Source organism: Shimwellia pseudoproteus (genome assembly GCF_016415625.1).
Classification (GTDB): domain Bacteria; phylum Pseudomonadota; class Gammaproteobacteria; order Enterobacterales; family Enterobacteriaceae; genus Shimwellia; species Shimwellia pseudoproteus.
Genome location: NZ_WBXP01000013.1, coordinates 33,383 through 59,447 on the forward strand (window position 1 = coordinate 33,383; position 26,065 = coordinate 59,447).

22 protein-coding genes and 1 pseudogene are annotated in these 26,065 nt (G+C 55.6%); 9 read left to right on the top strand and 14 right to left on the bottom strand.

Going from position 1 to position 26,065, the window contains the following annotated elements:
- Nucleotides 1–60 precede the first annotated feature (60 nt).
- The 4 genes from mtgA to F9C28_RS08005 form a co-directional block, all read right to left on the bottom strand.
- Nucleotides 61–783, bottom strand: coding sequence for a monofunctional biosynthetic peptidoglycan transglycosylase (gene mtgA, locus F9C28_RS07990; RefSeq protein WP_199014707.1), 723 nt, complete (start codon nucleotides 781–783; stop codon nucleotides 61–63).
- On the bottom strand, nucleotides 780–1,433 hold the full coding sequence (gene elbB / locus F9C28_RS07995) for an isoprenoid biosynthesis glyoxalase ElbB (RefSeq protein WP_199014708.1): 654 nt from the start codon (nucleotides 1,431–1,433) through the stop codon (nucleotides 780–782). The genes mtgA and elbB overlap by 4 nt, the downstream gene beginning before the upstream one ends.
- Before the next feature lie 232 nt (nucleotides 1,434–1,665).
- The gene (arcB, locus tag F9C28_RS08000) at nucleotides 1,666–4,008 is read right to left on the bottom strand and encodes an aerobic respiration two-component sensor histidine kinase ArcB (RefSeq protein WP_199014709.1); all 2,343 of its coding nucleotides are present in this window, start codon (nucleotides 4,006–4,008) and stop codon (nucleotides 1,666–1,668) included.
- A gap of 55 nt (nucleotides 4,009–4,063) precedes the next feature.
- Nucleotides 4,064–5,002 carry a TIGR01212 family radical SAM protein gene (locus F9C28_RS08005; protein WP_199014710.1) on the bottom strand — a complete coding sequence of 313 codons (939 nt, stop codon included), beginning with the start codon at nucleotides 5,000–5,002 and terminating at the stop codon, nucleotides 4,064–4,066.
- Nucleotides 5,003–5,676: 674 nt separating this feature from the next.
- Here F9C28_RS08005 and gltB point away from each other — a divergent pair.
- The gene (gltB, locus tag F9C28_RS08010; RefSeq protein ID WP_199014711.1) at nucleotides 5,677–10,140 is read left to right on the top strand and encodes a glutamate synthase large subunit; all 4,464 of its coding nucleotides are present in this window, start codon (nucleotides 5,677–5,679) and stop codon (nucleotides 10,138–10,140) included.
- Nucleotides 10,141–10,149: 9 nt separating this feature from the next.
- A complete protein-coding gene (locus F9C28_RS08015; RefSeq protein WP_199014712.1) occupies nucleotides 10,150–11,568 on the top strand; it encodes a glutamate synthase small subunit in 1,419 nt (472 codons plus the stop codon).
- A gap of 120 nt (nucleotides 11,569–11,688) precedes the next feature.
- Here the strand turns inward: F9C28_RS08015 and sspB are convergent, their stop codons facing one another.
- The 5 genes from sspB to zapE form a co-directional block, all read right to left on the bottom strand.
- The gene (gene sspB / locus F9C28_RS08020; RefSeq protein ID WP_199014713.1) at nucleotides 11,689–12,186 is read right to left on the bottom strand and encodes a ClpXP protease specificity-enhancing factor; all 498 of its coding nucleotides are present in this window, start codon (nucleotides 12,184–12,186) and stop codon (nucleotides 11,689–11,691) included.
- 5 nt (nucleotides 12,187–12,191) lie between these two features.
- Entirely contained in the window at nucleotides 12,192–12,833 is a 642-nt protein-coding gene (sspA, locus tag F9C28_RS08025) for a stringent starvation protein SspA (protein WP_199014714.1), read from the bottom strand.
- A 315-nt stretch (nucleotides 12,834–13,148) separates the two neighbouring features.
- Entirely contained in the window at nucleotides 13,149–13,541 is a 393-nt protein-coding gene (rpsI, locus tag F9C28_RS08030) for a 30S ribosomal protein S9 (protein WP_023480836.1), read from the bottom strand.
- A 14-nt stretch (nucleotides 13,542–13,555) separates the two neighbouring features.
- A complete protein-coding gene (gene rplM, locus F9C28_RS08035) occupies nucleotides 13,556–13,984 on the bottom strand; it encodes a 50S ribosomal protein L13 (protein WP_002442074.1) in 429 nt (142 codons plus the stop codon).
- 262 nt (nucleotides 13,985–14,246) lie between these two features.
- Nucleotides 14,247–15,380 carry a cell division protein ZapE gene (zapE, locus tag F9C28_RS08040; protein ID WP_199014715.1) on the bottom strand — a complete coding sequence of 378 codons (1,134 nt, stop codon included), beginning with the start codon at nucleotides 15,378–15,380 and terminating at the stop codon, nucleotides 14,247–14,249.
- 205 nt (nucleotides 15,381–15,585) lie between these two features.
- Here zapE and zapG point away from each other — a divergent pair, with 205 nt between their 5' ends.
- The 3 genes from zapG to degS all read left to right on the top strand — a co-directional run bounded on the left by zapG (nucleotide 15,586) and on the right by degS (nucleotide 18,738).
- Nucleotides 15,586–15,987 (top strand): Z-ring associated protein ZapG, encoded by a 402-nt coding sequence (zapG, locus tag F9C28_RS08045; RefSeq protein WP_199014716.1) that lies wholly within the window; start codon nucleotides 15,586–15,588, stop codon nucleotides 15,985–15,987.
- Between the two features lie 217 nt (nucleotides 15,988–16,204).
- The gene (degQ, locus tag F9C28_RS08050) at nucleotides 16,205–17,593 is read left to right on the top strand and encodes a serine endoprotease DegQ (RefSeq protein WP_199014717.1); all 1,389 of its coding nucleotides are present in this window, start codon (nucleotides 16,205–16,207) and stop codon (nucleotides 17,591–17,593) included.
- Nucleotides 17,594–17,676: 83 nt separating this feature from the next.
- On the top strand, nucleotides 17,677–18,738 hold the full coding sequence (gene degS / locus F9C28_RS08055) for an outer membrane-stress sensor serine endopeptidase DegS (protein WP_199014718.1): 1,062 nt from the start codon (nucleotides 17,677–17,679) through the stop codon (nucleotides 18,736–18,738).
- Nucleotides 18,739–18,805: 67 nt separating this feature from the next.
- Here degS and mdh read toward each other — a convergent pair whose 3' ends face one another.
- On the bottom strand, nucleotides 18,806–19,744 hold the full coding sequence (mdh, locus tag F9C28_RS08060) for a malate dehydrogenase (RefSeq protein WP_199014719.1): 939 nt from the start codon (nucleotides 19,742–19,744) through the stop codon (nucleotides 18,806–18,808).
- A gap of 425 nt (nucleotides 19,745–20,169) precedes the next feature.
- Here mdh and argR point away from each other — a divergent pair, with 425 nt between their 5' ends.
- The 3 genes from argR to F9C28_RS08075 all read left to right on the top strand — a co-directional run bounded on the left by argR (nucleotide 20,170) and on the right by F9C28_RS08075 (nucleotide 21,515).
- Nucleotides 20,170–20,640 carry a transcriptional regulator ArgR gene (gene argR / locus F9C28_RS08065; protein ID WP_199014720.1) on the top strand — a complete coding sequence of 157 codons (471 nt, stop codon included), beginning with the start codon at nucleotides 20,170–20,172 and terminating at the stop codon, nucleotides 20,638–20,640.
- A 251-nt stretch (nucleotides 20,641–20,891) separates the two neighbouring features.
- On the top strand, nucleotides 20,892–21,155 hold the full coding sequence (yhcN, locus tag F9C28_RS08070; protein WP_199014721.1) for a peroxide/acid stress response protein YhcN: 264 nt from the start codon (nucleotides 20,892–20,894) through the stop codon (nucleotides 21,153–21,155).
- A gap of 90 nt (nucleotides 21,156–21,245) precedes the next feature.
- Entirely contained in the window at nucleotides 21,246–21,515 is a 270-nt protein-coding gene (locus tag F9C28_RS08075) for a YdgH/BhsA/McbA-like domain containing protein (RefSeq protein ID WP_199014722.1), read from the top strand.
- A 59-nt stretch (nucleotides 21,516–21,574) separates the two neighbouring features.
- On the opposite strand, the pseudogene F9C28_RS20095 reads toward F9C28_RS08075, so the two are convergent.
- The 4 genes and pseudogenes from F9C28_RS20095 to aaeX form a co-directional block, all read right to left on the bottom strand.
- Nucleotides 21,575–21,637: pseudogene (locus F9C28_RS20095) on the bottom strand (barstar family protein); the annotation flags it as partial.
- A 121-nt stretch (nucleotides 21,638–21,758) separates the two neighbouring features.
- Nucleotides 21,759–23,723: a p-hydroxybenzoic acid efflux pump subunit AaeB gene (gene aaeB, locus F9C28_RS08080; protein ID WP_199014723.1), complete on the bottom strand. Its 1,965-nt coding sequence runs from the start codon at nucleotides 23,721–23,723 to the stop codon at nucleotides 21,759–21,761.
- A gap of 5 nt (nucleotides 23,724–23,728) precedes the next feature.
- Nucleotides 23,729–24,661, bottom strand: a complete 933-nt coding sequence (gene aaeA, locus F9C28_RS08085; protein WP_199014724.1) for a p-hydroxybenzoic acid efflux pump subunit AaeA — start codon at nucleotides 24,659–24,661, stop codon at nucleotides 23,729–23,731.
- Between the two features lie 7 nt (nucleotides 24,662–24,668).
- Nucleotides 24,669–24,872: a p-hydroxybenzoic acid efflux pump operon protein AaeX gene (aaeX, locus tag F9C28_RS08090; protein WP_199014725.1), complete on the bottom strand. Its 204-nt coding sequence runs from the start codon at nucleotides 24,870–24,872 to the stop codon at nucleotides 24,669–24,671.
- A gap of 242 nt (nucleotides 24,873–25,114) precedes the next feature.
- On the opposite strand from aaeX, the gene aaeR reads away from it, so the two are divergent.
- Nucleotides 25,115–26,065, top strand: coding sequence for an HTH-type transcriptional activator AaeR (aaeR, locus tag F9C28_RS08095; RefSeq protein WP_199014726.1), 951 nt, complete (start codon nucleotides 25,115–25,117; stop codon nucleotides 26,063–26,065).

Here is a 26,065-nt window from a genome sequence, read left to right on the forward strand (position 1 = left end):
CGGGTGGGAACACCTGCCATGCTCCCGCTTCCCTGCGGCTTTCCGCCGCTATCGCCGCTATCAATGCAACGCATTACGCCGCAGGTAGCCTTCACCCCCCAACTGGCGCATCTGGCGCATGATCCACTGCTGGCGGGTGCGGACATAACCGGACGGAGCATCGGCCCGGTAGCGTATCGGGTTAGGTAATACCGCCGCCAGCAGCGCCGCTTCAGAAATGGTCAGCTGTTTTGCCGGTTTATGAAAATAGTGCCGGGACGCGGCCTCAACCCCAAAGATCCCGTTGCCAAACTCCGCAATATTCAAATAGACCGTCAGAATACGCCGCTTGCTCCACACCGTTTCGATCCCAACCGTCAGCCCTGCCTCCAGCCCTTTGCGCACCCAGCTGCGGCCATCCCACAAAAACAGGTTTTTCGCGGTCTGCTGGGACAGCGTAGACGCCCCGCGAATCCGTTTTTCATGCCGTTCGTTGTGGTCAAATGCCAGCTGAATCGCCTGCACATCGAACCCCCAGTGCTGCGGGAATTTTTGGTCTTCGGCCGCGATGACCGCCAGCGGCATCCAGGGGGAGATGTCGTCCATCCCCACCCAGTCAGAATGCGCCACATAGCCGACGTTGCCCCCCAGCCATGCGCTGACCTGGCGCTCAACCATCACCGCAGAAAACGGCACCGGCATCACGCTGAACAGCAGGATCCCCAGTAGCCAGATCCCCGCAACACAAAGCACCAGGCGTAACAGTGCACACCGCAGACGGTAAAATATGCCGCCGTGCTTCATGCACTCAGAGCCAACACGCGGGCCACCAGCTTCTCAATCCCCGTTGCCGCCTCGGCAATATTCTCCGCCAGCATATAGGCCGGTGTGGTCACCACGTTGTGCTCTTCATCGACCACAATATCATCTACCGGGCAGGGAACATGCTCACCGCCGCGCGCTTCGATAGCCTCGGCGGTATCCGGATCGGTGCCGATAGTAAAACGCACCGGAAGCGCCAGCAGGCCGGGTAACATGGCTGGCGCAATACACATAAATCCCAGCGGTTTACCGGCGGCGTGGCAGGCCTGCACCAGCTGTTTTAACTGCGCATCGACCTGGTAATCACTCCCCGCGCTGGCAAAATCACACAGATTTTTAGCGGCGCCAAATCCTCCCGGAACAATCAGGGCATCCAGCTCGCTGCTGTTGGCCGCCGATAACGGACGAATCTGGCCCCGGGCAATACGGGCCGACTCGACCAGGACATTCCGGCTCTCCGCCAGCGGCTCGCCGGTCAGGTGGTTAATCACATCGTGCTGGGGTTTATCCGGCGCAAAACAGACCGCTTCTGCACCCTGGCGGGCTATCGCCAGTAACGTGATAACAGCCTCATGAATTTCGCTACCGTCATACACGCCACAACCACTTAAAATAACACCAATTTTTTTCATCCGTCGCTCCCCCGGCAGTGCCGCTGTTAGCCGGTATCAGCCAAACTGATATCAGCGTTCCGCTTCACATATTTTACTGATTCTTGTAACAAATATTTTAAGGTTTGCTATCTTATCCCTGACTGTTTTCGCTTTCACAGGCGCCGCTGTGCCTGAACAATAATCTACTCAGCAGCGGCGTTACCGTTTCCCTGGTGTTGGCGCAGTATTCGCGCACCCCGGTTTACCGGGGTCATTTTTTAGTGTCGTGTTCAGCAACCCACGCTTTCAGTATGGCCACGTTCCCCTGCCAGTCCTGCTTCACCTCTTCAATCCAGTCGCCGACATTGTCCCACCAGGCCGGCAGATCCGGGCTCTGAATCTGCTGCCCAAGCTGCTGTATATGGCGCAAACCAATCGATCCCGCAGCGCCTTTAATTTTGTGCCCTTCTTCGACAATGCCTTTCTGATCCCGGGCGGTAAAGTTGGACTCCAGAATATTCAGGTAGCCCGGCATCATTTTCTCAAATACCGCCAGCCCGTCGGTGATCAATTTTGGCCCTACCAGCTCCAGGTACTGGCTCAGCATCTCGGTATCCAGGACGTGATCTTTCGGTGTCTGCTGCTCAGTCATCGCACTCTCCTTATCCTGTTCTGGTCTATCCCAGAACTTTTTGATCATGGCCGTGAGGGCCGGTACCGCCAGCGGTTTGCTCAGCACATCATCCATACCGGCATCAAGGTATTCGCGTTTATCTCTCAGTACATTCGAGGTCAGCGCCACCAGCGGGGGTAAATCGTCAGGCTGATAACGGCGGTGCAGCTCCCGGGAGATATCCAGGCCGGTCATATCCGGGAGCTGAATATCCAGCAGCACCAGGTCATATTCCCCCGGTGCAAAAGTATCGAGCGCGGCCTGACCGGTCATGGCGACATCGACACTGTTGCCGAGTTTCTCCAGCACCGAGCGGGCAACAATCACATTCAGCTCGATATCTTCCACCAGCAGCACATGCAGTGCCGGTAATGGCACATCATCGCCCTGGCTCTGCTCTGCCGCGTCTTCATCCGCATTCGGTGCATGCACCGTCAGGCTAAAGGTTGCCCCTTTCCCCGGCTCGCTGGCGACCACAATATCGCCGCCCATACTCTTCGCCAGGCGGCGGGAGACCGCCAGACCAATACCAGTCCCGGTGGCGGGTTTCCCGCCGTGGCTGTCCATAACCTGATAGTACATGGCGAAGATTTTATCCTGTTCATCCGCCGGGATACCGATCCCCGAATCCTGCACATCGACATGGAGCATCTGGTTGTTGTCGTAACGCACCCGCACCGTGACGCTACCGCCCTGAGGGGTAAATTTCACCGCGTTGCTGATGAGGTTCCACAGAATCTGGCGCAACCGGGTGCTGTCGGTCACCACTTTATGGGGCATGGGCTGGGCGGATTCGAGCACGAAGCGCAACCCTTTTTGCTGGGCCTGGAGGCCGGACAGGTTCTCCAGATCCGACATAAACCCGGTGAAGTCCATCACCTGATTATCTAACTGAACTTTGCGCCGCTCTATCTTATCCATATCGATAATATCGTTGAAAATATTACCCAGCGTCACGGCGGAGACATGGATCGTTTTGAGGTATTTCTCCTGCTCGCCGGTCAGGTCGGTATCCAGCAGAATACGGCTCAGCCCAACAATGCCGTTGAGCGGGGTACGCAACTCGTGGCTGATGGTGGAGATAAACGTGGTCTTATCGCGGCTGGCGCGCTCCAGCGCATCCTGGTAACGCTTACGCTCGGTGATATCGCGGCCAAAGCCCATCAGGCCGTGGCGCATCCCCACCCGGTCGTAATATGGCACTTTGCGAATTTCAAAACAGGCTTTACGGCCATCGGGATAATCCAGCCACTGCTCATAGGTGAGCGAGACATTATGGCGGAAGACTTTCTCATCGGTTTCAATGACTTTTTCTGCGGTTTCCGGCGTGTACACATCACAGGGCTTGAGGCCAATCAGCTGTTTTTCGCTTTTGCCCGTCAGCAGCTCCATCGCCCGGTTACAGCCGGAAAAATACTGCTCTTCGTTGCGGTAAAACACCAGGTCCGGGGAGGCATCCAGAAAGGAACGTAAGAAGGAGGACTGTTGCTCCAGCTGCACCTGGGTCTGGGCGCGCTCCTGCATCTCAATTTGCAGTTGTTCGAGGGTAGAGTGGCGCTCCGCTTCGGCTTTTTCGCGGTCGGCAATCTCCTGGTTCAGTTGGGTGATATTGTCCTTTAACTGGATATTGAGCTTAAGATCGCGCTCGCGCATCTCTTCCAGCTTTTCCACCAGCCGGGATAACCGCCGCCGGGACTCTTCCAGTTGCTCCACCACCACCGACAGGAAATAGACCGCCCAGGGCGTAATCAGTAACCCGAAGAAGATCGAGCGAATAACATCAATGCTTTCTATCTCGCCACTCAGCACCATGGTCACTGCCATCTGTACTGCCATCGCGAGAATAACTAAAGCCAAAGCCAGCAATAATGAGAAGCGGACCAACCCCAGCTTCATCATTAAATCAACGTAGTATTGCGCCAGTAAACGGATTTGCTTCATGGAAGAGCCCTTCGCTGAGTGTCCGTTCAATCATACCGGAAAACCGGCGAAATACTCAGGTTTCAGAAGATTGCGGCCACTGCCACGGCGTCCCTAATGCCGATCCCTGAACGCCGTGCTGGTTCATCCAGCGATCCAGCTCAACCATACCGGTCCAGCGGTTCTCACACCATAGCGGGGCAAGCAGTGTCGGGCGCCGGGCACTGGCAGAAATACGGTGGTAAATCACCTCCGGCGGCGTATGGCGGATCATCTCCCCGGCAATACGCACGTAATCATCCAGTTCAATACCGGCCAGGCGGCCCGCTTGCCAGGCTTTTGCCATGGTGCTGCCGGTAACAATATGCAGCGGGTGCAGTTTAATGCCGTCCACCCCGGTGTCGACCACCCGCGCCAGGGTATCAAGGCACTCGGCGTCGCTCTCCCCCGGCAGGCCAACAATCAGGTGACTGCACACTTTCAGCCCCCGGGCCCGGGCCCGCGCCGTAGTCTGCTGATAGCAGGCGAAATCATGGCCCCGGTTAATGCGGTGCAGTGTTTTATCCTGGGCGCTCTGTAGCCCCAGCTCCAGCCACACTTCATAACCTTCATTACGGTAATCACTCAGCAGATCCAGCACGCTGTCCGGCACACAATCCGGGCGCGTACCGACGCACAGCCCCACCACGCTGGCCTGGGCCACGGCCTGCTGATACATAGCGCGCAGCACCTGCACTTCAGCCCAGGTACTGGTATAGGCCTGGAAATAGGCCAGATACCGTTTCGCGCGGTTAACCCGCTGGGCCTGGTCTGCCAGTTGTTCGGCAATGGAATGGTACTGTTGGGCTTCATCGGCAAACGACGCGACATTACAGAAAGTGCATCCTCCCCGGCCAATGGTGCCGTCGCGGTTTGGGCAACTGAATCCCCCGTGCAGGGTTAATTTATGGACTTTTTGCCCATAACGGCGTGATAAATCACCACCAAACATATTGACTAATTTCTGTAACTGCATAATCTGGAAGGCCGGCCCATAAAAGGGGCTTAGCCTGCCATTTTTTGCTCACTCTGGCGATGACCTGGATCAAGCGCCGGGAGCACTGCATTTATTGAATATTAATTCAAAATTAACGCCATTTTAGTCATCATTCTGCCGATTACTTTTCCTTATATCCGCCACTAATTTTTAAAAATTATCTCCCACAGTGAAAAACAGTGTCATGACTGGCTTTGTGGGCCAATAGCAACACATTATGCTGGATAATTATTGACGGATAGCACGGCGTGGTAATGATTTCGCCAGATATTAGTGAGACAGATCACATTACATTCCTTCTCCCAGGGTAGTTCAGCCCGACAATTAATTAGTTTTTATCGTTAAAAATCAAAATATTAAATACAAACCCATCGACTAATTCAGCGATAAGTATGCCATTTGACCTGAGTGCAGATTATCGCTAAGTTGGGGATCCGCTGGAAGCTTTGTCGACGGGTAGTCTATCCGTCATATTTATGCAGTAATTGAGATTCCCTCTGAGCAAGTCCTCACTACTTGTGAATCCGCTGCGAAGGCCTTAAGGAGAGCGAATAGTGCGCTGGGTATAACGCGCGCGCCTGTCGCGGCTCTCTTTTCGCGCCTGCACGCAAACGGTATCGGGAATCCCGCAGAGCCTGGGGAGGTTCACTGATATGTTGTACGATAAATCCCTTGAGAAGGATAACTGTGGTTTCGGCCTGATCGCCCACATAGAAGGCGAACCTAGCCACAAGGTAGTGCGTACTGCTATTCACGCACTGGCCCGTATGCAACACCGTGGCGCTATCCTTGCGGATGGCAAAACCGGCGACGGTTGCGGCTTACTTTTACAAAAACCCGATCGCTTTTTCCACGTGGTGGCCGAAGAGCGCGGCTGGCGTTTAGCCAAAAACTACGCGGTCGGGATGCTGTTCCTCAGCCAGGATGATGAGAAAGCCCAGGCGAGCCGCCGCATTGTTGAAGAAGAGCTGCAGCGGGAAACCCTGTCGATTGTCGGCTGGCGCGACGTCCCCACTAACCAGGACGTTTTGGGGGAGATTGCCCTCTCCTCTCTGCCGCGTATTGAGCAAATTTTTGTTAATGCCCCGGCAGGCTGGCGCCCGCGTGATATGGAACGCCGTCTGTTTATTGCCCGCCGCCGCATTGAAAAACGGATTCAGGACCAGGACAAAGATTTCTACGTATGCAGCCTGTCCAACCTGGTCAATATCTATAAAGGTCTGTGTATGCCGGCAGATCTGCCGCGCTTCTACCTGGACCTGGCTGACCTGCGCCTGGAATCGGCCATCTGCCTGTTCCACCAGCGCTTCTCAACCAATACCGTACCGCGCTGGCCCCTGGCTCAGCCGTTCCGTTATTTAGCCCATAACGGTGAAATCAACACCATCACCGGTAACCGCCAGTGGGCCCGGGCCCGTACCTATAAATTCCAGACCCCGCTTATCCCGGATCTCCAGGCGGCAGCGCCGTTTGTTAACGAAACCGGTTCAGACTCCAGCTCGCTGGACAATATGCTGGAACTGCTGCTGGCCGGCGGGATGGACATCATCCGCGCCATGCGCCTGCTGGTGCCGCCAGCCTGGCAGAATAACCCGGATATGGACCCCGAGCTGCGCGCCTTCTTTGATTTTAACTCCATGCATATGGAGCCCTGGGATGGCCCGGCGGGTATCGTGATGTCCGACGGGCGCTTCGCCGCCTGTAACCTTGACCGTAACGGCCTGCGCCCGGCGCGCTACGTAATAACCAAAGATAAACTGATCACCTGCGCGTCTGAAGTGGGTATCTGGGATTATCAGCCGGACGAAGTGCTGGAAAAAGGCCGCGTCGGCCCCGGCGAACTGATGGTTATCGACACCCGTAGTGGCCGTATCCTGCATTCGGCGGAAACCGATAACGATCTCAAAAGCCGCCATCCGTATAAAGCGTGGATGGAGAAAAACGTCCGCCGCCTGGTGCCTTTTGAAGATCTGCCTGATGAGCAAGTGGGCACCCGGGAAATGGACGACGATCTGCTGTCCAGCTACCAGAAACAGTTTAACTACAGCAATGAAGAGCTGGATCAGGTTATTCGCGTGCTGGGTGAAAATGGCCAGGAAGCGGTTGGTTCGATGGGGGATGACACACCGTTTGCGGTGCTCTCCAGCCAGCCACGCATCATTTATGACTATTTCCGCCAGCAGTTTGCCCAGGTGACGAACCCGCCTATCGATCCGCTGCGCGAAGCCCATGTCATGTCGCTGGCCACCAGCATTGGCCGGGAAATGAACGTGTTCTGCGAGGCAGAAGGCCAGGCCCACCGGCTGAGCTTTAAATCGCCGGTCCTGCTTTATTCGGACTTCCGCCAGCTGACCACCCTCGAAGAGAATCACTACCGGGCGGATACGCTGGACATCACCTTTGATGCCACCGAAACCACCCTCGAACAGACCATTGCGGCCCTGTGCGATAGCGCCGAACAGATGGTACGTAACGGCACGGTATTGCTGGTGCTGTCGGACCGCAACATTGCCAAAAACCGGCTGCCGGTTCCGGCTCCGATGGCGGTGGGCGCTATCCAGACCCGCCTGGTCGAACAGAGCCTGCGCTGCGATGCCAACATCATTGTGGAAACCGCCAGCGCCCGCGATCCGCACCATTTTGCGGTGTTGCTGGGCTTCGGCGCCACCGCCGTCTACCCGTACCTCGCCTACGAAACCCTGGCCAAACTGGTCGACAGCCGAACCATTGATAAGCCCTACCGGGCGGTGATGCTTAACTACCGTAACGGGATCAATAAAGGGCTGTACAAGATCATGTCCAAAATGGGCATTTCGACTGTTGCCTCTTACCGCTGCTCCAAACTGTTTGAAGCCGTTGGCCTGCACGATGATGTGGCCCTGGGCTGTTTCCAGGGGGTAGTAAGCCGCATCGGTGGCGCGAACTTCGCTGACTTCCAGCAGGATCTGCTGAACCTGTCTAAACGCGCCTGGCTGGCCCGTAAGCCGCTGGATCAGGGCGGGTTATTGAAATACGTCCACGGCGGCGAATACCACGCCTACAACCCGGACGTTGTACGCACCCTGCAACAGGCGGTACAAACCGGTGACTATCAGGACTATCAGCAGTATGCCCGGCTGGTGAACGAGCGCCCGGTAGCAACCCTGCGCGATATGCTGCGCATCACCCCGAACGGTGAAGCTATCAGCGTTGATAACGTCGAACCCGCCAGCGAGTTGTTTAAACGCTTCGATACGGCAGCCATGTCGATTGGCGCCCTGAGCCCGGAAGCCCACGAATCCCTGGCCGAAGCCATGAACGGATTAGGCGGCAATTCAAACTCCGGTGAAGGGGGCGAGGACCCGGCCCGCTACGGCACTAATAAAGTCTCCCGGATTAAGCAGGTGGCTTCTGGCCGCTTCGGGGTTACCCCGGCCTACCTGGTTAACGCCGATGTTATCCAGATCAAAGTGGCTCAGGGGGCAAAACCCGGTGAAGGTGGCCAGTTACCGGGGGATAAAGTCACCCCGTATATTGCCAAACTGCGCTACTCCGTCCCGGGCGTTACGCTTATCTCCCCGCCGCCGCACCACGATATTTACTCTATCGAGGATCTGGCCCAGTTGATTTTCGATCTGAAACAGGTCAACCCGCAGGCGATGATCTCGGTAAAACTGGTTTCTGAACCCGGGGTCGGCACTATCGCTACCGGGGTCGCGAAAGCCTATGCGGACCTGATAACCATCGCCGGTTACGACGGCGGCACAGGGGCCAGCCCGCTCTCTTCCGTGAAATATGCCGGTTGCCCCTGGGAACTTGGCCTGGTGGAGACCCAGCAAGCCCTGGTGGCCAACGGCCTGCGCCATAAGATCCGCCTTCAGGTGGATGGCGGCCTGAAAACCGGGGTCGATATTATTAAAGCCGCGATCCTCGGGGCCGAGAGCTTTGGCTTTGGTACCGGCCCGATGGTGGCGCTGGGTTGTAAATACCTGCGTATTTGCCACCTCAACAACTGTGCGACCGGTGTGGCGACCCAGGACGAAAAACTGCGTAAGAACCACTACCACGGCCTGCCGTTCAAAGTGACCAACTACTTTGAATTTATCGCCCGGGAAACCCGTGAGCTGATGGCGCTGCTGGGGGTCACCCGGCTGGTGGATCTGATTGGCCGTACCGACCTGCTCACCGAGCTGGAAGGGCTGACCGCCAAACAGCAGAAGCTGGAACTGCATCGTCTGCTGGAAACCGCGGAACCGCACCCGGGGAAAGCGCTGTATTGCACCGAGCACAACCCGCCGTTTGATAAAGGCGATCTGAATGCCCAGTTGCTGAAACAGGCCCAGCCGTTTGTGGATGAGAAGCAGAGCAAAACCTTCTGGTTTGATATCCGCAATACTGACCGCTCCGTGGGGGCGACGTTGTCCGGCTATATTGCCCGCCAGCATGGCGACCAGGGGCTGGCATCCGATCCGATTAAAGCGCACTTCAGCGGTACCGCTGGCCAGAGCTTTGGGGTCTGGAACGCCGGTGGGGTGGAATTACATCTGACTGGCGATGCTAACGACTATGTGGGTAAAGGTATGGCCGGCGGCGTGATTGCTGTCCGCCCGCCGGTGGGCTCCGCTTTTCGCAGCCACGACGCGAGCATCATCGGTAATACCTGCCTGTATGGCGCAACCGGTGGCCGTTTGTATGCCGCAGGCCGCGCCGGTGAGCGCTTCGGGGTGCGTAACTCCGGCGCGATCACCGTGGTCGAAGGTATTGGTGATAACGGCTGTGAATATATGACTGGCGGGATTGTCTGCATTCTGGGCAAAACCGGGGTTAACTTCGGGGCCGGGATGACCGGCGGCTTCGCCTATGTACTGGACGAAGACGGGGAGTTTCGCAAACGCGTCAACCCGGAACTGGTTGAAGTACTGGATGTCGATGATCTGGCCATCCACGAAGAGCACTTACGTGGGCTTATCACCGAACATGTCCATCTGACCGGCTCCCAGCGCGGGGAAGAGATCCTTGCCAACTGGCCAGCATTTGCCGCGAAGTTCGCGCTGGTTAAACCGAAGTCCAGTGATGTGAAGGCATTGTTGGGTCACCGTAGTCGTTCCGCAGCAGAGCTGCGGGTGCAGGCGCAGTAAGGGGTAGCGATGAGCCAGAACGTATATCAATTTATCGACTTGCAGCGTGTTGATCCGCCGAAAAAACCGCTCAAGATCCGCAAAATTGAATTTGTAGAGATCTACGAAGCATTTTCCGAAAACCAGGCCCAGGCCCAGGCAGATCGCTGTTTGTCCTGCGGTAACCCCTATTGCGAGTGGAAGTGCCCGGTACACAACTACATCCCTAACTGGCTGAAACTGGCCAACGAGGGGCGCATCATTGAGGCGGCAGAACTGTCCCACCAGACCAATACCCTGCCGGAAGTGTGCGGCCGGGTCTGCCCACAGGACCGTCTGTGTGAAGGCTCCTGCACCCTGAATGACGAGTTCGGTGCCGTCACCATTGGCAATATCGAGCGTTACATCAACGATAAAGCCTTTGAAATGGGCTGGCGGCCGGATCTGACCGGCGTAAAGCAGACCGGTAAGCGCGTGGCCATTATTGGTGCAGGCCCTGCGGGGCTGGCCTGTGCCGACGTGTTAACCCGTAACGGGGTTAAGGCCGTGGTTTATGACCGCCACCCGGAGATAGGCGGCCTACTGACCTTTGGCATTCCGGCCTTTAAGCTGGATAAAAGCGTGATGACCCGCCGCCGGGAAATCTTCACCGGTATGGGCATTGAGTTCCAGCTCAATACCGAGGTGGGCAAAGATATCACCCTCGATGCGCTGCTGAGTGAATACGACGCGGTATTCCTTGGGGTGGGGACCTATCAGTCTATGCGCGGCGGCCTGGAAAACGAAGAGGCCCCGGGGGTTTACGATGCCCTGCCGTTCCTGATTGCCAATACCAAACAGCTGATGGGCTTTGGGGATTCCGCTGACGCGCCATACACCAGTATGGAAGGCAAGCGCGTGGTGGTGCTGGGCGGCGGTGATACCGCCATGGACTGTGTGCGTACCTCGGTACGCCAGGGGGCCACTCACGTGACCTGCGCCTACCGCCGCGACGAAGAAAATATGCCGGGCTCACGCCGGGAAGTGAAAAACGCCCGTGAAGAAGGGGTGGAGTTTCAGTTCAACGTGCAGCCGCTGGGTATTGAGATCAACGCCAGCGGCAGAGTCTCTGGTGTGAAGATGGCCCGCACCGAAATGGGAGCCCCGGATGCTAAAGGCCGCCGCCGGGCGGAAATTGTCGCCGGGTCGGAGCACGTGGTACCGGCGGATGCCGTGGTAATGGCGTTTGGTTTCCGCCCACACAGCATGGAATGGCTGGCAGCCCACAGCGTGGAGCTGGACACTCAGGGCCGGATAATCGCCCCTGAAGGGTCAGAAAACGCCTTCCAGACCAGTAACCCGCAGATCTTCGCCGGTGGTGATATCGTGCGGGGATCGGATCTGGTGGTGACCGCCATCGCCGAAGGCCGCAAAGCCGCAGACGGGATCCTGAATTACCTTGAGGTATAGTCTTGAGGTGTAACTTGAGGTGTAGCCTGGCAGCATAGCCAGCACACAGAAAGTAAAAAGGAGCTGATATCAGCTCCTTTTTTTATTGGTACTTTTATTAGTACGCCCTGTGGCCGGGTCTTATTTCACCACGCGTAATGCCGGACGGCCACCACGCGGCGGCGGCGGATCATCATCGGGGTCGTTATCATCGGCGTGATCGGGCTTATCGCCGTCGATCACCGACATAACGGTTTCACTATCCCCGGCAGAAGCATCCTCATCATTCAGGCTTACCGGCTCTTCATCGTAGGCGGCTTCTGGCTCAAACATGGTACCAGCACCGTTTTCACGGGCATAAATAGCCAGCACCGCGGACATGGGGACAAAGACCTGGCGTGGTACCCCGCCGAAGCGCGCACTGAAGCGCACTTCGTCATTGGTCAGTTCCAGATTACCCACGGCACGCGGCGCGATGTTCAGAACGATTTGCCCGTCGCGGGCGTACTCCATCGGCACCTCAACCCCTGGCTGGTTCACATCCACCACCAGATGAGGCGTCAGCTGGTTGTCCAGCAACCAGTCATAGAAAGCCCGCAGCAGATACGGACGACGTGGAGAGAGCTGCGACATATCCATGATGCTTAGCCCCGACCGTGCAGACGCATTTCCCGCTCGGCTTCAGTCAGCGATGCCAGGAAAGAATCACGCTCAAAGACACGGGTCATATAGCCTTTCAGCTCTTTAGAGCCCGCACCGCTCAGCTCAATACCCAGCAGCGGTAAACGCCACAACAGCGGAGCCAGACAGCAGTCAACCAGGCTGAACTCGTCACTCAGGAAGTACGGCTTCTGGGTGAACACTGGCGCAATTTCCAGTAAACCTTCGCGCAGGTGCTTACGCGCGGTTTCCGCTTCCTGAGCAGTACCGGTATTGATGATGTTCATCAGGCTATACCAGTCTTTCTCAATACGCTGCATGTACAGGCGGCTCTCACCGCGCGCAACCGGGTAAACCGGCATCAGCGGCGGGTGCGGGAAGCGTTCATCAAGGTATTCCATGATGATGCGGGACTCCCACAGTGTCAGCTCGCGATCTACCAGAGTCGGCACGCTTTGGCTTGGGTTCAGATCGATAAGATCTTGCGGCGGGTTGCCCGCTTCCACATGCTTAATTTCAAAGCTGACACCCTTTTCAGCCAGGACAATGCGCACCTGATGGCTATAAATATCAGTAGGACCAGAAAACAGCGTCATTACCGAACGTTTGTTGGCAGCGACAGCCATGAAAACCTCCAGGTATTATTCAGTATATACTTCAGCCAAACTACGCCCGCAGGCTGTCTGACAAAAAACCGTACCCGCCGTGTTTATTTCACCCCAACCAGGCGGCTAAAACATAAACAGATACTGGCATTTGGGCACAAAATTGGATGATAGTTTACCAGATTTTGACGGCAGTGTGGTGAAGTGATTGCCATTCGTCACATAAATACTGAAAAATCATTCGATTACAGTAGATAAGCTTTTCCCAGGCATAAAAAAACCCGGTCCATGACCGGGTTTTTGCGCCAAAAGCTTTCTGCCAGAGGCAGAAAACAATTAACGTTTGGAGAACTGCGGACGACGACGTGCTTTGCGCAGACCAACTTTTTTACGTTCCACCTGACGGGCGTCACGAGTAACAAAGCCAGCTTTACGCAGTTCAGCGCGCAGGGATTCGTCGTACTCCATCAGAGCGCGGGTGATACCGTGACGGATCGCACCAGCCTGACCAGAGATACCACCACCTTTAACGGTGATGTACAGATCCAGTTTCTCAACCATGTCGACCAGTTCCAGCGGCTGGCGAACTACCATGCGGGCAGTTTCGCGACCGAAGTACTGTTCCAGAGAACGCTGGTTGATAACGATTTTGCCGTTGCCCGGTTTGATGAACACACGTGCAGCGGAACTTTTGCGGCGACCAGTGCCGTAGTATTGATTTTCAGCCATTGCCATAATCCCGATTAGATGTCCAGAACTTGCGGTTGCTGTGCCGCGTGGTTGTGCTCGTTGCCAGCGTAAACTTTCAGTTTACGGGCCATAGCACGACCCAGCGGGCCCTTCGGCAGCATGCCTTTAACCGCGATTTCAATCACACGCTCAGGACGGCGGGCAATCATCTCTTCAAAGGTCGCTTGTTTGATACCACCGATGTGACCAGTGTGGTGATAGTACACTTTGTCAGAACGTTTGTTGCCGGTTACAGCAACTTTTTCTGCGTTCAGAACGATGATGTAATCACCAGTATCGACGTGCGGAGTGTATTCCGCTTTATGCTTACCGCGCAGGCGACGAGCCAGTTCGGTAGCCAGACGGCCCAGAGTTTTACCGGTCGCGTCAACAACATACCAGTCACGCTGTACGGTTTCTGGTTTAGCTGTAAAAGTTTTCATTAAAAGCTTACCCAAATAATTAGTTACACGTTGGTGAACACCCAAACGCCTAAAATCTGTTGAGGTTCACACGACATAGTCCAGTAAACCTACCCCTTCGGATACGTTTCACCGGCACTCGAAAGTTTCGGGAAAAAAACTTTGTTGTAACGTGGGGTCGCAGGATTATAGGGAAACAGGGGTCAAAGATCGACCCCTTTTTACGTTTGATTACCGGTTTCTGGCTATTATTTTGTCCAGACCGCCGCCCGGACAAGGCATTTTACGGGCGATGCGGCAGTTTGAGGTACTCTTCGCTCTGCATTTCCTGCAGCCGTGACAGGCAGCGCTGAAACTCAAACTTCAGGCGCTCCCCGCTGTAAATGTCATATAAAGGTACCGCCGCGGAGACAATCAGCTTCACATGGCGCTCATAAAATTCATCCACCAGGGCAATAAACCGCCGGGCCTCGCTCTCCAGCCGGATATCCATCACCTGAACATTGCGCAGGAACACCGTATGGAACTGGCGCGACAAGGCAATATAGTCATGCTGGCTGCGGGCATCGACACACAGCGTGGTGAAATCAACCAGCAGCGTCTGGTTCACGGTACCGAAGACCGTCATCGGCCGGTGATTCACCTCCAGCACGGACTCGCCCTCCGCCGGGCTGCCGGCCAGGGCGCTGTACAGCTTCAGCATTTGCGCCTGAGTTTCATCATTTAGCGGGGAGAGCCACAAATGGGCCTGGGTTAAAGTGCGCAACCGGTAATCAATCCCGGCATCAACATTCATAATGTCGCAGTGGGCTTTAATGGCCTCAATGGCCGGCAGGAAGCGGGCGCGCTGCAGGCCATTACGGTACAACGCATCCGGCGGGATATTCGAGGTCGCCACCAGGGTGATCCCCCGGTCGAATAACGCTTTCATCAGGCCACCGAGCAGCATGGCATCCGTAATGTCGGAGACAAAAAACTCATCAAAGCAGATCACATCCGCCTGGGCTTTGAAGTCATCCGCCACCATGTTCAGCGGGTCGCTGTGGCCCTGCAACCGGCCCAGCTCTTCGTGGACCCGCAGCATAAAGCGGTGAAAGTGCAGCCGCAGTTTACGCTCACCGGGAATACTCTGATAAAACATATCCATCAGCCAGGTTTTCCCCCGGCCAACGCCGCCCCACATATATAAGCCACGTACCGACTCAGGTTTGGCGGTCGTATTGCGCTTGCCAAATAGCCGCCCGAGGGTCGACTTCATTTTGCCCCCCCCGTCAGCGGTGGGTTGTGCCGGCTTCTGGCTGAGTTCCTCCCAAATGATGTTCAGGCGGTTTACCGCTTCGCGCTGGACGTCATCCGGTTTGTAGTTGCCCTCATCAAGGGCCAGTTGATATCGCGATGTCGGAGAAAGGCTGTGCATGGTGTTATTCTTATTCCTCGGAAACCCGTGGCGACGAGCTTCCCGGTTGACTAAAAAAAGGCCGTTCTACACTAAGCGATAGTGCGTCAGGATTCCACTTCTGTGAGATTAACGGTTATAGTGCTGGTATCGCGCGATGGCACGGAGCTAACCGAAAGGCCTCGCAGTCACACCCTACGGACACACAAGATAACGGGAGAAGTTCATGACCTGGGAATATGCGCTTATTGGGTTAGTGGTTGGCATCATTATCGGTGCCGTTGCCATGCGGTTTGGGAACCGCAAATTGCGCCAGCAGCAAGCCTTGCAGTATGAGCTGGAAAAGAACAAAAACGAGCTGGAGCAGTATCGTGAAGAGCTGGTCAGCCACTTTGCCCGTAGTGCCGAATTGCTGGACAATATGGCCACCGACTACCGCCAGCTGTATCAGCATATGGTGAAAAGCTCCAACAACCTCCTGCCGGAAATGACTGACGAAACCAACCCGTTTCGTAGCCGCCTGGGCGAATCTGAAGCCAGCAACGATCAGGCACCGGTCCAGATGCCGCGCGACTACTCCGAAGGCGCCTCCGGCCTGTTACGCGGCGAGCGTCCGACCCGCAAGTAATCCGCAATTTCTCGCATTTTTCACCGGGGCGCCATATTTGACGCCCCTTTTTCATTCAACAAGCACTATTCTGGAAAGTGTTTGTCTCAGTTCCCATATGTCAGGATAAGACGACAGCATGATTTGTTAACAAATCATTGTTAAATCGTTGAGAATTAAATAATATCAGGATGTTTTGGGTCTTTTTCCTTTACGATGGTGATGAGAGCCTGTTGCAATGAATAAATCTCCTTTGCTGTTAACTGCATTAGCGTTAAGTGTTGGCTTAACCCTCTCCAGCCCGCTCCCGGTGGCGGCAGCTATCCCATCGGCAGTGCCCGGACAAGGCGCGTTACCAAGCCTGGCGCCAATCCTTGATAAGGTATTACCGGCGGTTGTCAGCGTACAGGTCCAGGGCGCAGCAGCGGCGGCACCGGATGCCGCTGATGGCCAGCCCCCTATACCGGGGATACCCGGTATGCCCGGTATGCCGCCCCGTGGCCCACAACAATTTGAAGGGTTAGGCTCCGGCGTGATTATTGATGCGGCCAAAGGCTATGTCCTGACCAATAATCACGTTATCAGCCAGGCGAACAAAATCAGTGTCCAGCTGAATGACGGGCGCGAATTTGATGCCAAACTGATCGGCGGCGATGAGCAGAGCGATATCGCCCTGCTGCAACTTCAGCATCCGCAAAATCTGACCCAAATTCACGTGGCGGACTCCGACGCGCTGCGGGTGGGTGACTTTGCCATTGCGGTGGGTAACCCCTTTGGCCTCGGGCAGACGGCCACCTCGGGTATCGTCTCGGCACTGGGCCGCAGCGGCCTGAACCTCGAAGGGCTGGAAAACTTTATCCAGACCGATGCCTCAATTAACCGCGGTAACTCCGGCGGCGCCCTGCTCAACCTTAACGGGGAGCTGATCGGCATTAACACCGCCATCCTCGCCCCAGGGGGCGGAGGCGGCAGTATCGGCATCGGTTTTGCTATCCCGAGTAATATGGCGCTGACCCTGGCAAAACAACTTATCCAGTTCGGTGAAGTGCGCCGCGGTCTGTTGGGTATTCGCGGCACCGAAATGAGCGCCGATATCGCCAAAGCCTTTAACCTCAATGCCCAGCGCGGCGCGTTTGTCAGTGAAGTGCTGCCCGGTTCAGGTTCTGCCAAAGCCGGTATCAAAGCCGGGGATGTGATTGTCAGCATGAACGGTAAATCGCTGTCCAGCTTTGCAGAACTGCGGACCCGTATTGCCACAACTGAACCCGGCAGCAGCGTGAAGCTGGGATTACTGCGTAACGGCAAGCCTCTTGAGGTTACCGTCACCCTCGATAAGAGCACCGCATCGACCGCCAGTGCCGATATTATCTCCCCGGCGCTGCAGGGGGCCACGCTGAGCGACGGGAAACTGAAAGACAGCTCCCCGGGGATCAGCATTGATAATATCGACAAAGACAGCCCGGCCGCACAGTCAGGGCTGAAACAAGGCGATATCATCGTGGCCGTGAACCGTACCCGGGTACGAACCATTGCCGATATGCGTAAATTGCTGGCAAACAAACCACCGATTCTTGCACTGCGCGTGGTACGCGGCGATGATGTGCTCTATCTGTTACTGCAACAGTAAGTGGCTGAAAAGCGGACACCCGGCCCCGGGTGCCCGCACTTTTACCTTGTGTTGCCTTTGACCCACGCGGGCTATCCTGAACTATGATATTGAAGCTTCTTCGTCCGGTTATCCTTGGCCTGATCGTCTCTGCGCTGCTGCTGGCGCTGGTGCCTTCCCTGCGCAATAGCATTGCCCCTTTTTCGCCACGCTACGACAGCGCCGACGAAACCCCCGTTAGCTACAACGCCGCGGTGCGCCGCGCGGCCCCGGCGGTGGTCAATATTTACACCCGCGGGCTGAATGCCACTACCCCCTCGCAGAACCGGCTCACGCTCGGCTCCGGGGTTATCATGGATAACCGGGGCTATATCGTCACCAACAAGCACGTCATTAACGACGCAGAGCAGATAATCGTGGCGCTCCAGGATGGTCGCTTCTTTGAGGCGCTGCTGGTGGGCTCTGACACGCTGACCGATATCGCCGTGCTGAAGATCAATGCCACCAGCCTGCCCACCATCCCGATTAACCCGCACCGTACGCCACACGTCGGTGACGTGGTGATGGCGATAGGTAACCCCTATAACCTCGGCCAGACCATCACCCAGGGGATAATCAGCGCCACCGGCCGCGTAGGCCTGAATCCCTCCGGGCGGCAGAACTTCTTACAGACCGATGCCTCAATTAACCACGGGAACTCCGGGGGGGCCCTGGTCAATACGCTTGGCGAACTGGTGGGGATTAACACCCTCTCTTTCGATAAGAGCGCCGACGGCGAAACGCCAGAAGGTATCGGCTTTGCGATCCCTACCCGGCTGGCCACCAAAATTATGGATAAGCTGATCCGCGATGGCCGGGTGATCCGCGGCTATATTGGCATCAGTGGCCGGGACAATATGCCGCTCCACGGCCCCACTGCCGGGCTTGACCAGTTGCAGGGCATTATTGTCAATGAAGTTGCCCCGGATGGCCCGGCGGCACTGGCCGGGGTCCAGGTGAAAGACATTATCGTTGCGGTTAATCACACGCCGGCGGTCTCGGTGCTGGAAACCATGGACCAGGTGGCAGAGATCCGCCCCGGTTCAGTGATCCCGATGGATATCATCCGCGATGGCCACAAATTGACACTGAATATCACGATTCAGGAATACCCCTCGACCAATTAAGGCAGCGCCATAAAAAAACCGGAAGCCTGGCTTCCGGTTTTTTTATGGCTCACGTACTGCCTGATACTTAGCGGGCGACAAATGCCTCGCCCAGGGCGATATCTTTATTGAGGGTCTCCAGCATGCCGTCCAGCGCCTGCTGCTCAAACGGGCTCAGCGTGCCGATAGCTTTACGCTCTACCACGCCATTCTTGCCCAGCAGCAGCTGTTGTGAGAAGAAACGGGCATATTGGCCGTCACCCTCAACGTAAGCGCACTCCACCACCCCCTGCTCACCCTGTAATGCCCGTACCAGCGACAGCGCAAACCGCGCAGCTGCCTGCCCCATAGAGAGGGTAGCCGAACCACCGCCGGCCTTCGCTTCGACCACTTCTGTCCCGGCGTTCTGGATACGTTTGGTCAGATCGGCGATTTCCTGATCGGTAAAACTCACCCCCGGAATGCGGGAGAGCAGCGGCAGAATGGTAACCCCGGAATGGCCACCGATCACCGGCACGTTAATTTCTGCCGGGTGTTTATCTTTCAGCGCGGCCACAAAGGTGCTGGAGCGAATAATGTCGAGGGTGGTCACCCCGAAGAGTTTGTTCTTATCGTACACCCCGGCTTTTTTCAGCACCTCCGCCGCAATCGCCACCGTAGTGTTTACCGGGTTAGTAATGATCGCAATGCAGGCTTTCGGGCAGGTATTCGCTATCTGCTGCACCAGGTTTTTGACGATCCCGGCATTCACATTAAACAGGTCGGAACGATCCATGCCTGGTTTGCGGGCTACGCCAGCAGAAATCAGGACAACATCTGCCCCTTCCAGGGCCGGTGTAGCATCTTCACCTGCAAACCCTTTAATGCTGACATCGGTAGGTATATGGCTCAAATCCACAGCAACACCGGGGGTGACAGGTGCAATATCATAAAGAGAAAGTTCTGAACCTGAAGGTAGCTGGATCTTGAGTAGTAGGGCGAGCGCCTGACCGATACCGCCGGCCGCGCCGAGGACTGCAACTTTCATCCTGAACTCCTTATAAAGGTAAGCAAATGAGTGCCGTTACTCCATGTGGAGGCGAACATAATCCACGGATAAGGCAATTACAATCTTCCCGCCGCGAGAATGCGAGCTTACGCAATCGGTTAGCGAAAAAGCCGCCTTATTGAGGATAACTCAACATATTTTGCTGGGTCACTTCTTCGTTTATGCGTACTGCAAATAACCGCATTACTTTCACCTTAGTCAGCATTCAATAAACATGTAACTAACCAACCATTTACTTTTTGGCGAAAATATGACTCACAACACAAAGATATAATTATTGATGGCTTTTTGGTAAAATTCACCTTCTGCAAAAATCACCCCGCCCTTTATTTTCAGTTAAAATTTGAATAAAAATTCATTCAACTGCATAATAATGTCAATTCCAGCCTAATTTACGGTGAGCTATGCGAGTTTCATCAAAACAAGAAGACCTTATCAAAGCATTTAAATCTATTTTAAAAGAAGAGAAATTCAGTTCTCAGGGCGAAATTGTCCAGGCGTTACAGGAACTTGGCTTCGAAAACATTAATCAGTCTAAAGTATCCCGCATGCTGACTAAATTTGGCGCGGTCCGTACCCGCAACGCCAAAATGGAGATGGTCTACTGCCTGCCAGCGGAACTGGGCGTCCCTACTACGTCCAGCCCGCTGAAAAACCTGGTACTGGACATTGATTACAACCACTGCGTGGTTGTTATCCACACCAGCCCCGGGGCGGCACAGCTGATTGCCCGCTTGCTGGACTCCCTGGGTAAAGCAGAAGGGATCCTCGGCACCATTGCCGGTGACGACACCATCTTCACCACCCCGGCCAATAACTTCACCGTGAAAGAGCTTTACGAAGCGATACTCGCCTTGTTCGACCAGGAATTATAATTTCCGGTCTTTGCCGTCGCCCCGGCGGCGGTTTTTGCCGGTCGCCACGCCCTGCTGACTGCCCGCCCGAGTACTGACTGATAACGCCCCTCGTTATATTCCTACACGGAATAACTATCCCGTCTTGTTATTATAAACTTTCATTACAAAATAGTTAGCATGGTATTAATTTATTACGTTATTGGTGTATAATCATCACATAGAAATAATCACTCACGTGATTAAAAGATAATAACGACGAGGTAATACAGATGAACATCAAAAACGCTATCGCTACTATCAGTGTCCTTTCCATCGTCTCTTTTGGCGCGCTGGCGGCTGATGCGATTAATGGCAACCAGGCGGTAAACCGCGAGGCCATCGGGACCATTACGGTGAGTCAGATCGGTGGCACCCCGATGGACATGAACGCCGCGCTGAGCCAAAAAGCCGACCAGAACGGGGCCTCTGCATACCGTATTATCGAAGCCCGTACCGGTAACACCTGGCACGCGACTGCCCAGCTCTATAAATAACATTCGCGCCATATACCAGCCCTGACCAACCTTCCGGTGAGTGAACAGACAGGAAGCCATCTCCCCACCGGCGCAATGTGGAGCCGTCCCATGAAAAATACCCGATTTGCCCTTGCCGCCCTGGGCCTGCTGGCCACCGTCTCTTTCGGGGCCGGGGCCACCGCCAGTGAAATCAATGCCGATCAGGCCCGTAACCTGCACCCCATGGGCAGCATTGGGGTCAGCCAGATTGCCGGCTCCCCATCCGATTTACTCGCCCGGGTTGCCCGTAAGGCCACCCGGGAAGGGGCCGGCAGCTATATGATAACGGAACTGCATCAGGGAAATAACTGGCACGCCACCGCAGAACTTTATCAATAATCCTTATCGCCCCCGGGAAACCGGGGGGCATTTCCGGGCAGAATCACGTTAAACCTCAATCACCCTTCCAGCACTTCCTCAGCCTTATCAAACAGCAATATCAATGCCCCATAACGCCGTCGCGCGGCGTTGAGTAGGGCATCCCCCAGGCTATCAATATGCTGTGCCGGTAAGTATAAAAAAGCCGACGCATAGCGTCGGCTTTAGAGTGGGTGCCTGAAGGTCCCCGGGGTAAACTGTCGCTTAGCTATCCGTCAGGGCATTCTGGTATTTATCAAGAATTTGCGTCAGACGTTTCACCGTAGCAATCACCTGTGGCGGCGCCTCCCAGGTTTGCAACTTATCCTGGTAAATCTCCAGCTCTCCCAGTAAGCGGGTAAAGTAGCGCCGCCGTTTAACATCACTGGTTGATGAGGTCACCAGATCCGCCGTCTGCCGTAACTGACGGTGGAAGGCAGACAACTCCTCATTAACCGGGATCGGCGCATCACGCAGCCGCTGGTGGGCAATAATCAGCAACAGCGCCAGGCGGAATTTCGCCACGTCATCCGGGAACTTCGTCAGCAGTAAAAACAGCTGCTGGTACAGGGCGGGCAGATGGTTTTCTTTACGCCGGGCGTGTTTAGTGGTCATGGCAGAAACCGCCGCGGACATAAACTGGTTCAGCAGGCTGCGACCGGTGCGGGCTTTCGAGGTATCGCGGATCAGCAGGATAACGATCAGGGCAATAAAACAACCGATTATCTGCCCGATGGCGCTATCGAGGAACGAGTTGAAATGGAACGTCATCGGGTTGTCCAGCACCAGGATGTTGATGGTACACGGCAGCGCCCCCAGCGACCCCAGTTTGCGTTTTTGTACCTCCACCCCGAGAAAGAACCCCAGCAAGCCAAGCGAGATACACAGCAACAGCATACTTTGCTGGGTATGTGGCAGCACAAACAGGAAGTAAAACGCCCCCAGTGGCAGTGCTATCAGCGTACCGGCCACAAAATCCACCGCCACCATTGCCGGGTTAGGCGTGCGCATCGCCAGCGAGGTGACCACCGCTATCATTATCATGGCATTGGCCCCGGACTGCCAGCCGGTCCACAGCCAGAACAGCGTCCCCAGTAAACAGGAGATAGCCGTGCGCCAGCCATTGATCACCGCATGGTGATGCTCGGCAGAGTCCGCCCTGACCTCCGGCTCGTTGTTGAGCACCTCTTCTTCTGCGGCGCTGATACGGGCATTGGACACCACGCCCCGCTTAAGCAATAAGTAACGGGTCGCCGCCCCTACCCAGGCATAGATGGTTTCCGGGGTATCGTGGCTGCCGGTCCAGGCAATAATACGCCGCATCCGTTTTAACTTCTGGTGCAGCTCCTGCACGCTTTCCACCGGCTCGGCAAACAGCGTGCGGAACTCCTGCGGGATACTCTCCGGCCGGGTGTTCTGCATCAGATAGGTTTCACAGGCCTGGGTAATCAGGGTCAGCGATAAGGTGTTGATGGATTTCAGCCGCCGCACTGCGCGACCCCAGCGGGAGGATTCGACAGCCAGATTACCGCGCATCCCTTCCAGCCCCTTGGTACGGCGTACCAGGCCACTCCAGGTTTTGTCCACTTCGGTGCTATCGCCGTGGGCAATACACAGCTGCATCAGCTTGTATTGTTCCAGCAGCAGGGCATCCAGCTCTTTATCAATTTCCGCTTTCACCGAACGCGGCGAGAAAATCATATCGGCGAAAATAGCGCACAGGATACCAATCACTATCTCACTGCAACGCTCAATAGCAATCTGCGGGGCCATCAGGGGGGTGGTTTGGATGGTGATCACAATGATCAGCGCCGTATAGCCGGACAGCCCCAGGGCGTAGGCGTTTTCCAGCCGCACCAGCGAAGACGCCCAGGTACAAAAGCCCGCCCACAGGCAGCACACCATCAGCATCAGCGCCGGGGCGCGGATCATCGAGGTAATAATAATCAGCGCGGCGATACAGCCAATAAAGGTCCCGACGATACGCAGCATCCCACGGTAGCGAATCGCCCCGGAATACGGATCTCCTCCTGCGGCGAAGGCCGGGCCTGCCGCCACAATCCCGGCAGTCAGTACCGCCCAGCGGGGGGTCTCCAGTTCGAAGTGGAACCCCACGAAGATAGCCAGGATAAGCGCAAAAGCCAGCTTACAGGCGAAGCGCAGATGCAGGTGCGAGATAGAATAGAACATGGCGATTAACCGAACTCACGCAGACGGTGCATGAACTTCACAAACGGTGAGTCATGTTCTGCGTCCCGATCGCGTTCACCGGTGACCACCACCGTCGCGGTCGTGCCCGCCGGGAAGAGGTTACCGGGCTGTTCATCAAGGTGAATACGCACCGGAACACGCTGGGCCAGGCGCACCCATTCAAGGTTCGAATCCACGGTCGCCATGCCTTTGCTGTCATCGGTACTGCTGGCGTTGGTCACCCCGGCGGCAATACTGTCTACGGAGCCCTTCAGCACCCGGTTGCTGCCCAGCGGGGTAATCTGTACCCGATACCCCGGGCGTACACCTTCCAGTTTGGTTTCTTCCATATAGGCCTGAACGTAGAAGGTGCCTTTTTTCACCAGCGCCACGGATGTTGCCCCACGGGTAATAAACTCACCGGCATACACATTGAGGTTGGTTATCCAGCCATCGGCCGGGGCGCGGATCACGGTACGGACTAAATCCAGTTTTGCCAGATCCCGCGTCGCCTCGGCTTTGGCCAGTTGATGCAGTACCGTCTGTAACACGTTATTGGCCTGGTCGATATCTTCCTGAGACATCGCCTGGACCCCTAAGCGGTTACGGCGGCTGGCCTCACGGCGTTTTTCATCTGCCAGCGTGCTGTAGTAAGCCACGTCGGCCTCAGCCTCTGCCAGCGCCTGTACATAACGCGGCTGGTCAATAGTGAACAGCGTCTGGCCCTTTTTCACCAGCTGGTTATCGCGGACATCCACACTGGTAATCAGCCCCGCCACATCCGGTGCAATTGCCACAACATCGGCGCTAAACCGGGCGTCGCGCGTCCAGGGGGATTCAGTGTAGAAAACCCAAATACGAAAAATTGCGATGAATGCCAGCACAACCATGAAAAGGGTTATCACAGTGCGCAGCATCTTTCTTGTTAGTGTCTTCACATCAACCTCAGACGAACAGGCGGCCAATTAGCCAGAAGAGGCAGCAGTACAACGCAGTGTTGAACAGTGCCGGGTGCCAGACAAAATCGTAAATCCCTGTCGGCATTAAAATCTTGCGAACCAGCCAAAACACGACCAGAGACAGGATCAACTCAAAAAAAATCGGTGGAAAGGACAAGCCAAATACCACGATTACCGGAAATAGACTCATGATGTTCCTGGATAACTGCTTGCAGGCGTCCCCCCATCGTCCATGTACCAGGACGGACAGCGATATGGGACGCATCCGATACTGACGAGTATAATTTATATTTCATTACCGTAGCTGGGGGGGGCCAGAATTGAACAGGCGAAAGCACGGCTCCATATAAAGCGTTAATAATATATTAACGTAACTGTTATCGTGATATCTATATATGTGTGATCTAAATCACTTTTAAGCCAGAGTGAATAATGGAACGTTTAAAACGAATGTCAGTGTTCGCCAAAGTTGTCGAACTGGGCTCCTTTACCGCCGCAGCGCGGCAGCTGCAAATGAGTGTCTCCTCCATCAGCCAGACGGTATCGAAACTTGAGGATGAGCTGCAGGTTAAACTACTGAACCACAGCACCCGCAGCATTGGCCTTACCGAGGCCGGAAAAATTTACTATCAGGGCTGCCGGCGAATGCTGTTTGAAGTGCAGGACGTCCACGAACAGCTCTATGCATTTAACAATACGCCAATCGGCACCCTAAAAATTGGTAGCTCTTCAACAATGGCACAAAATGTGCTGGCAGATATGACGGCGCGCATGCTGAAGGAGTACCCGGGGCTGACTGTCAACCTGGTGACCGGCATTCCGGCACCGGACTTGATAGCCGATGGGCTGGATCTTGTGATCCGGGTGGGCACCCTGCGTGATTCCAGCTTGTTCTCCCGCCATCTGGGCTCGATGCCGATGGTGGTGTGCGCCGCCCGGAGCTATCTGGCCACCCACGGCATACCGGAAAAGCCCGGGGATATGGTGAACCACTCCTGGCTGGCCTATAGCGTGCGCCCGGATAACGAATTTGAACTGATCACCCCGGAAGGTGCCGTCTCCCGGCTCAGCCCCGAGGGGCGCTTTGAAACCAACGACCCCATGACCCTGAGCCGCTGGCTGCGGGCCGGAGCCGGGATCGCCTATGTCCCGCTGATGTGGGTGATCAATGAGATCCACAACGGCGAACTGGAGATCCTCTTCCCCGAGTACCTCTCCAACCCCCGGCCGGTGTACGCCCTCTATACCGAGAAGGACAAACTGCCGCTCAAGGTCCAGGTATGCATCAACTACCTGACCGAGTATTTACAGGATGTGGCGAAGCATTATCAGGGGGTGCGCGGGCAGCGCAGAGGCGGGGGGAATAATAGCCGGGAGGATTAA

Bases quoted from the DNA above. Each gene is read 5' to 3' on its own strand.
- yhcN (WP_199014721.1), top strand. From the start codon at position 20,892: ATGAACATCAAAAACGCTATCGCTACTATCAGTGTCCTTTCCATCGTC.
- aaeR (WP_199014726.1), top strand. From the start codon at position 25,115: ATGGAACGTTTAAAACGAATGTCAGTGTTCGCCAAAGTTGTCGAACTG.
- aaeX (WP_199014725.1), bottom strand. From the start codon at position 24,872: ATGAGTCTATTTCCGGTAATCGTGGTATTTGGCTTGTCCTTTCCACCG.
- zapG (WP_199014716.1), top strand. From the start codon at position 15,586: ATGACCTGGGAATATGCGCTTATTGGGTTAGTGGTTGGCATCATTATC.
- rpsI (WP_023480836.1), bottom strand. From the start codon at position 13,541: ATGGCTGAAAATCAATACTACGGCACTGGTCGCCGCAAAAGTTCCGCT.
- sspB (WP_199014713.1), bottom strand. From the start codon at position 12,186: ATGGATATGTCGCAGCTCTCTCCACGTCGTCCGTATCTGCTGCGGGCT.
- gltB (WP_199014711.1), top strand. From the start codon at position 5,677: ATGTTGTACGATAAATCCCTTGAGAAGGATAACTGTGGTTTCGGCCTG.
- sspA (WP_199014714.1), bottom strand. From the start codon at position 12,833: ATGGCTGTCGCTGCCAACAAACGTTCGGTAATGACGCTGTTTTCTGGT.
- zapE (WP_199014715.1), bottom strand. From the start codon at position 15,380: ATGCACAGCCTTTCTCCGACATCGCGATATCAACTGGCCCTTGATGAG.
- F9C28_RS08075 (WP_199014722.1), top strand. From the start codon at position 21,246: ATGAAAAATACCCGATTTGCCCTTGCCGCCCTGGGCCTGCTGGCCACC.
- mtgA (WP_199014707.1), bottom strand. From the start codon at position 783: ATGAAGCACGGCGGCATATTTTACCGTCTGCGGTGTGCACTGTTACGC.
- argR (WP_199014720.1), top strand. From the start codon at position 20,170: ATGCGAGTTTCATCAAAACAAGAAGACCTTATCAAAGCATTTAAATCT.
- F9C28_RS08015 (WP_199014712.1), top strand. From the start codon at position 10,150: ATGAGCCAGAACGTATATCAATTTATCGACTTGCAGCGTGTTGATCCG.
- F9C28_RS08005 (WP_199014710.1), bottom strand. From the start codon at position 5,002: ATGCAGTTACAGAAATTAGTCAATATGTTTGGTGGTGATTTATCACGC.
- degQ (WP_199014717.1), top strand. From the start codon at position 16,205: ATGAATAAATCTCCTTTGCTGTTAACTGCATTAGCGTTAAGTGTTGGC.
- mdh (WP_199014719.1), bottom strand. From the start codon at position 19,744: ATGAAAGTTGCAGTCCTCGGCGCGGCCGGCGGTATCGGTCAGGCGCTC.
- degS (WP_199014718.1), top strand. From the start codon at position 17,677: ATGATATTGAAGCTTCTTCGTCCGGTTATCCTTGGCCTGATCGTCTCT.
- rplM (WP_002442074.1), bottom strand. From the start codon at position 13,984: ATGAAAACTTTTACAGCTAAACCAGAAACCGTACAGCGTGACTGGTAT.
- arcB (WP_199014709.1), bottom strand. From the start codon at position 4,008: ATGAAGCAAATCCGTTTACTGGCGCAATACTACGTTGATTTAATGATG.
- aaeB (WP_199014723.1), bottom strand. From the start codon at position 23,723: ATGTTCTATTCTATCTCGCACCTGCATCTGCGCTTCGCCTGTAAGCTG.
- elbB (WP_199014708.1), bottom strand. From the start codon at position 1,433: ATGAAAAAAATTGGTGTTATTTTAAGTGGTTGTGGCGTGTATGACGGT.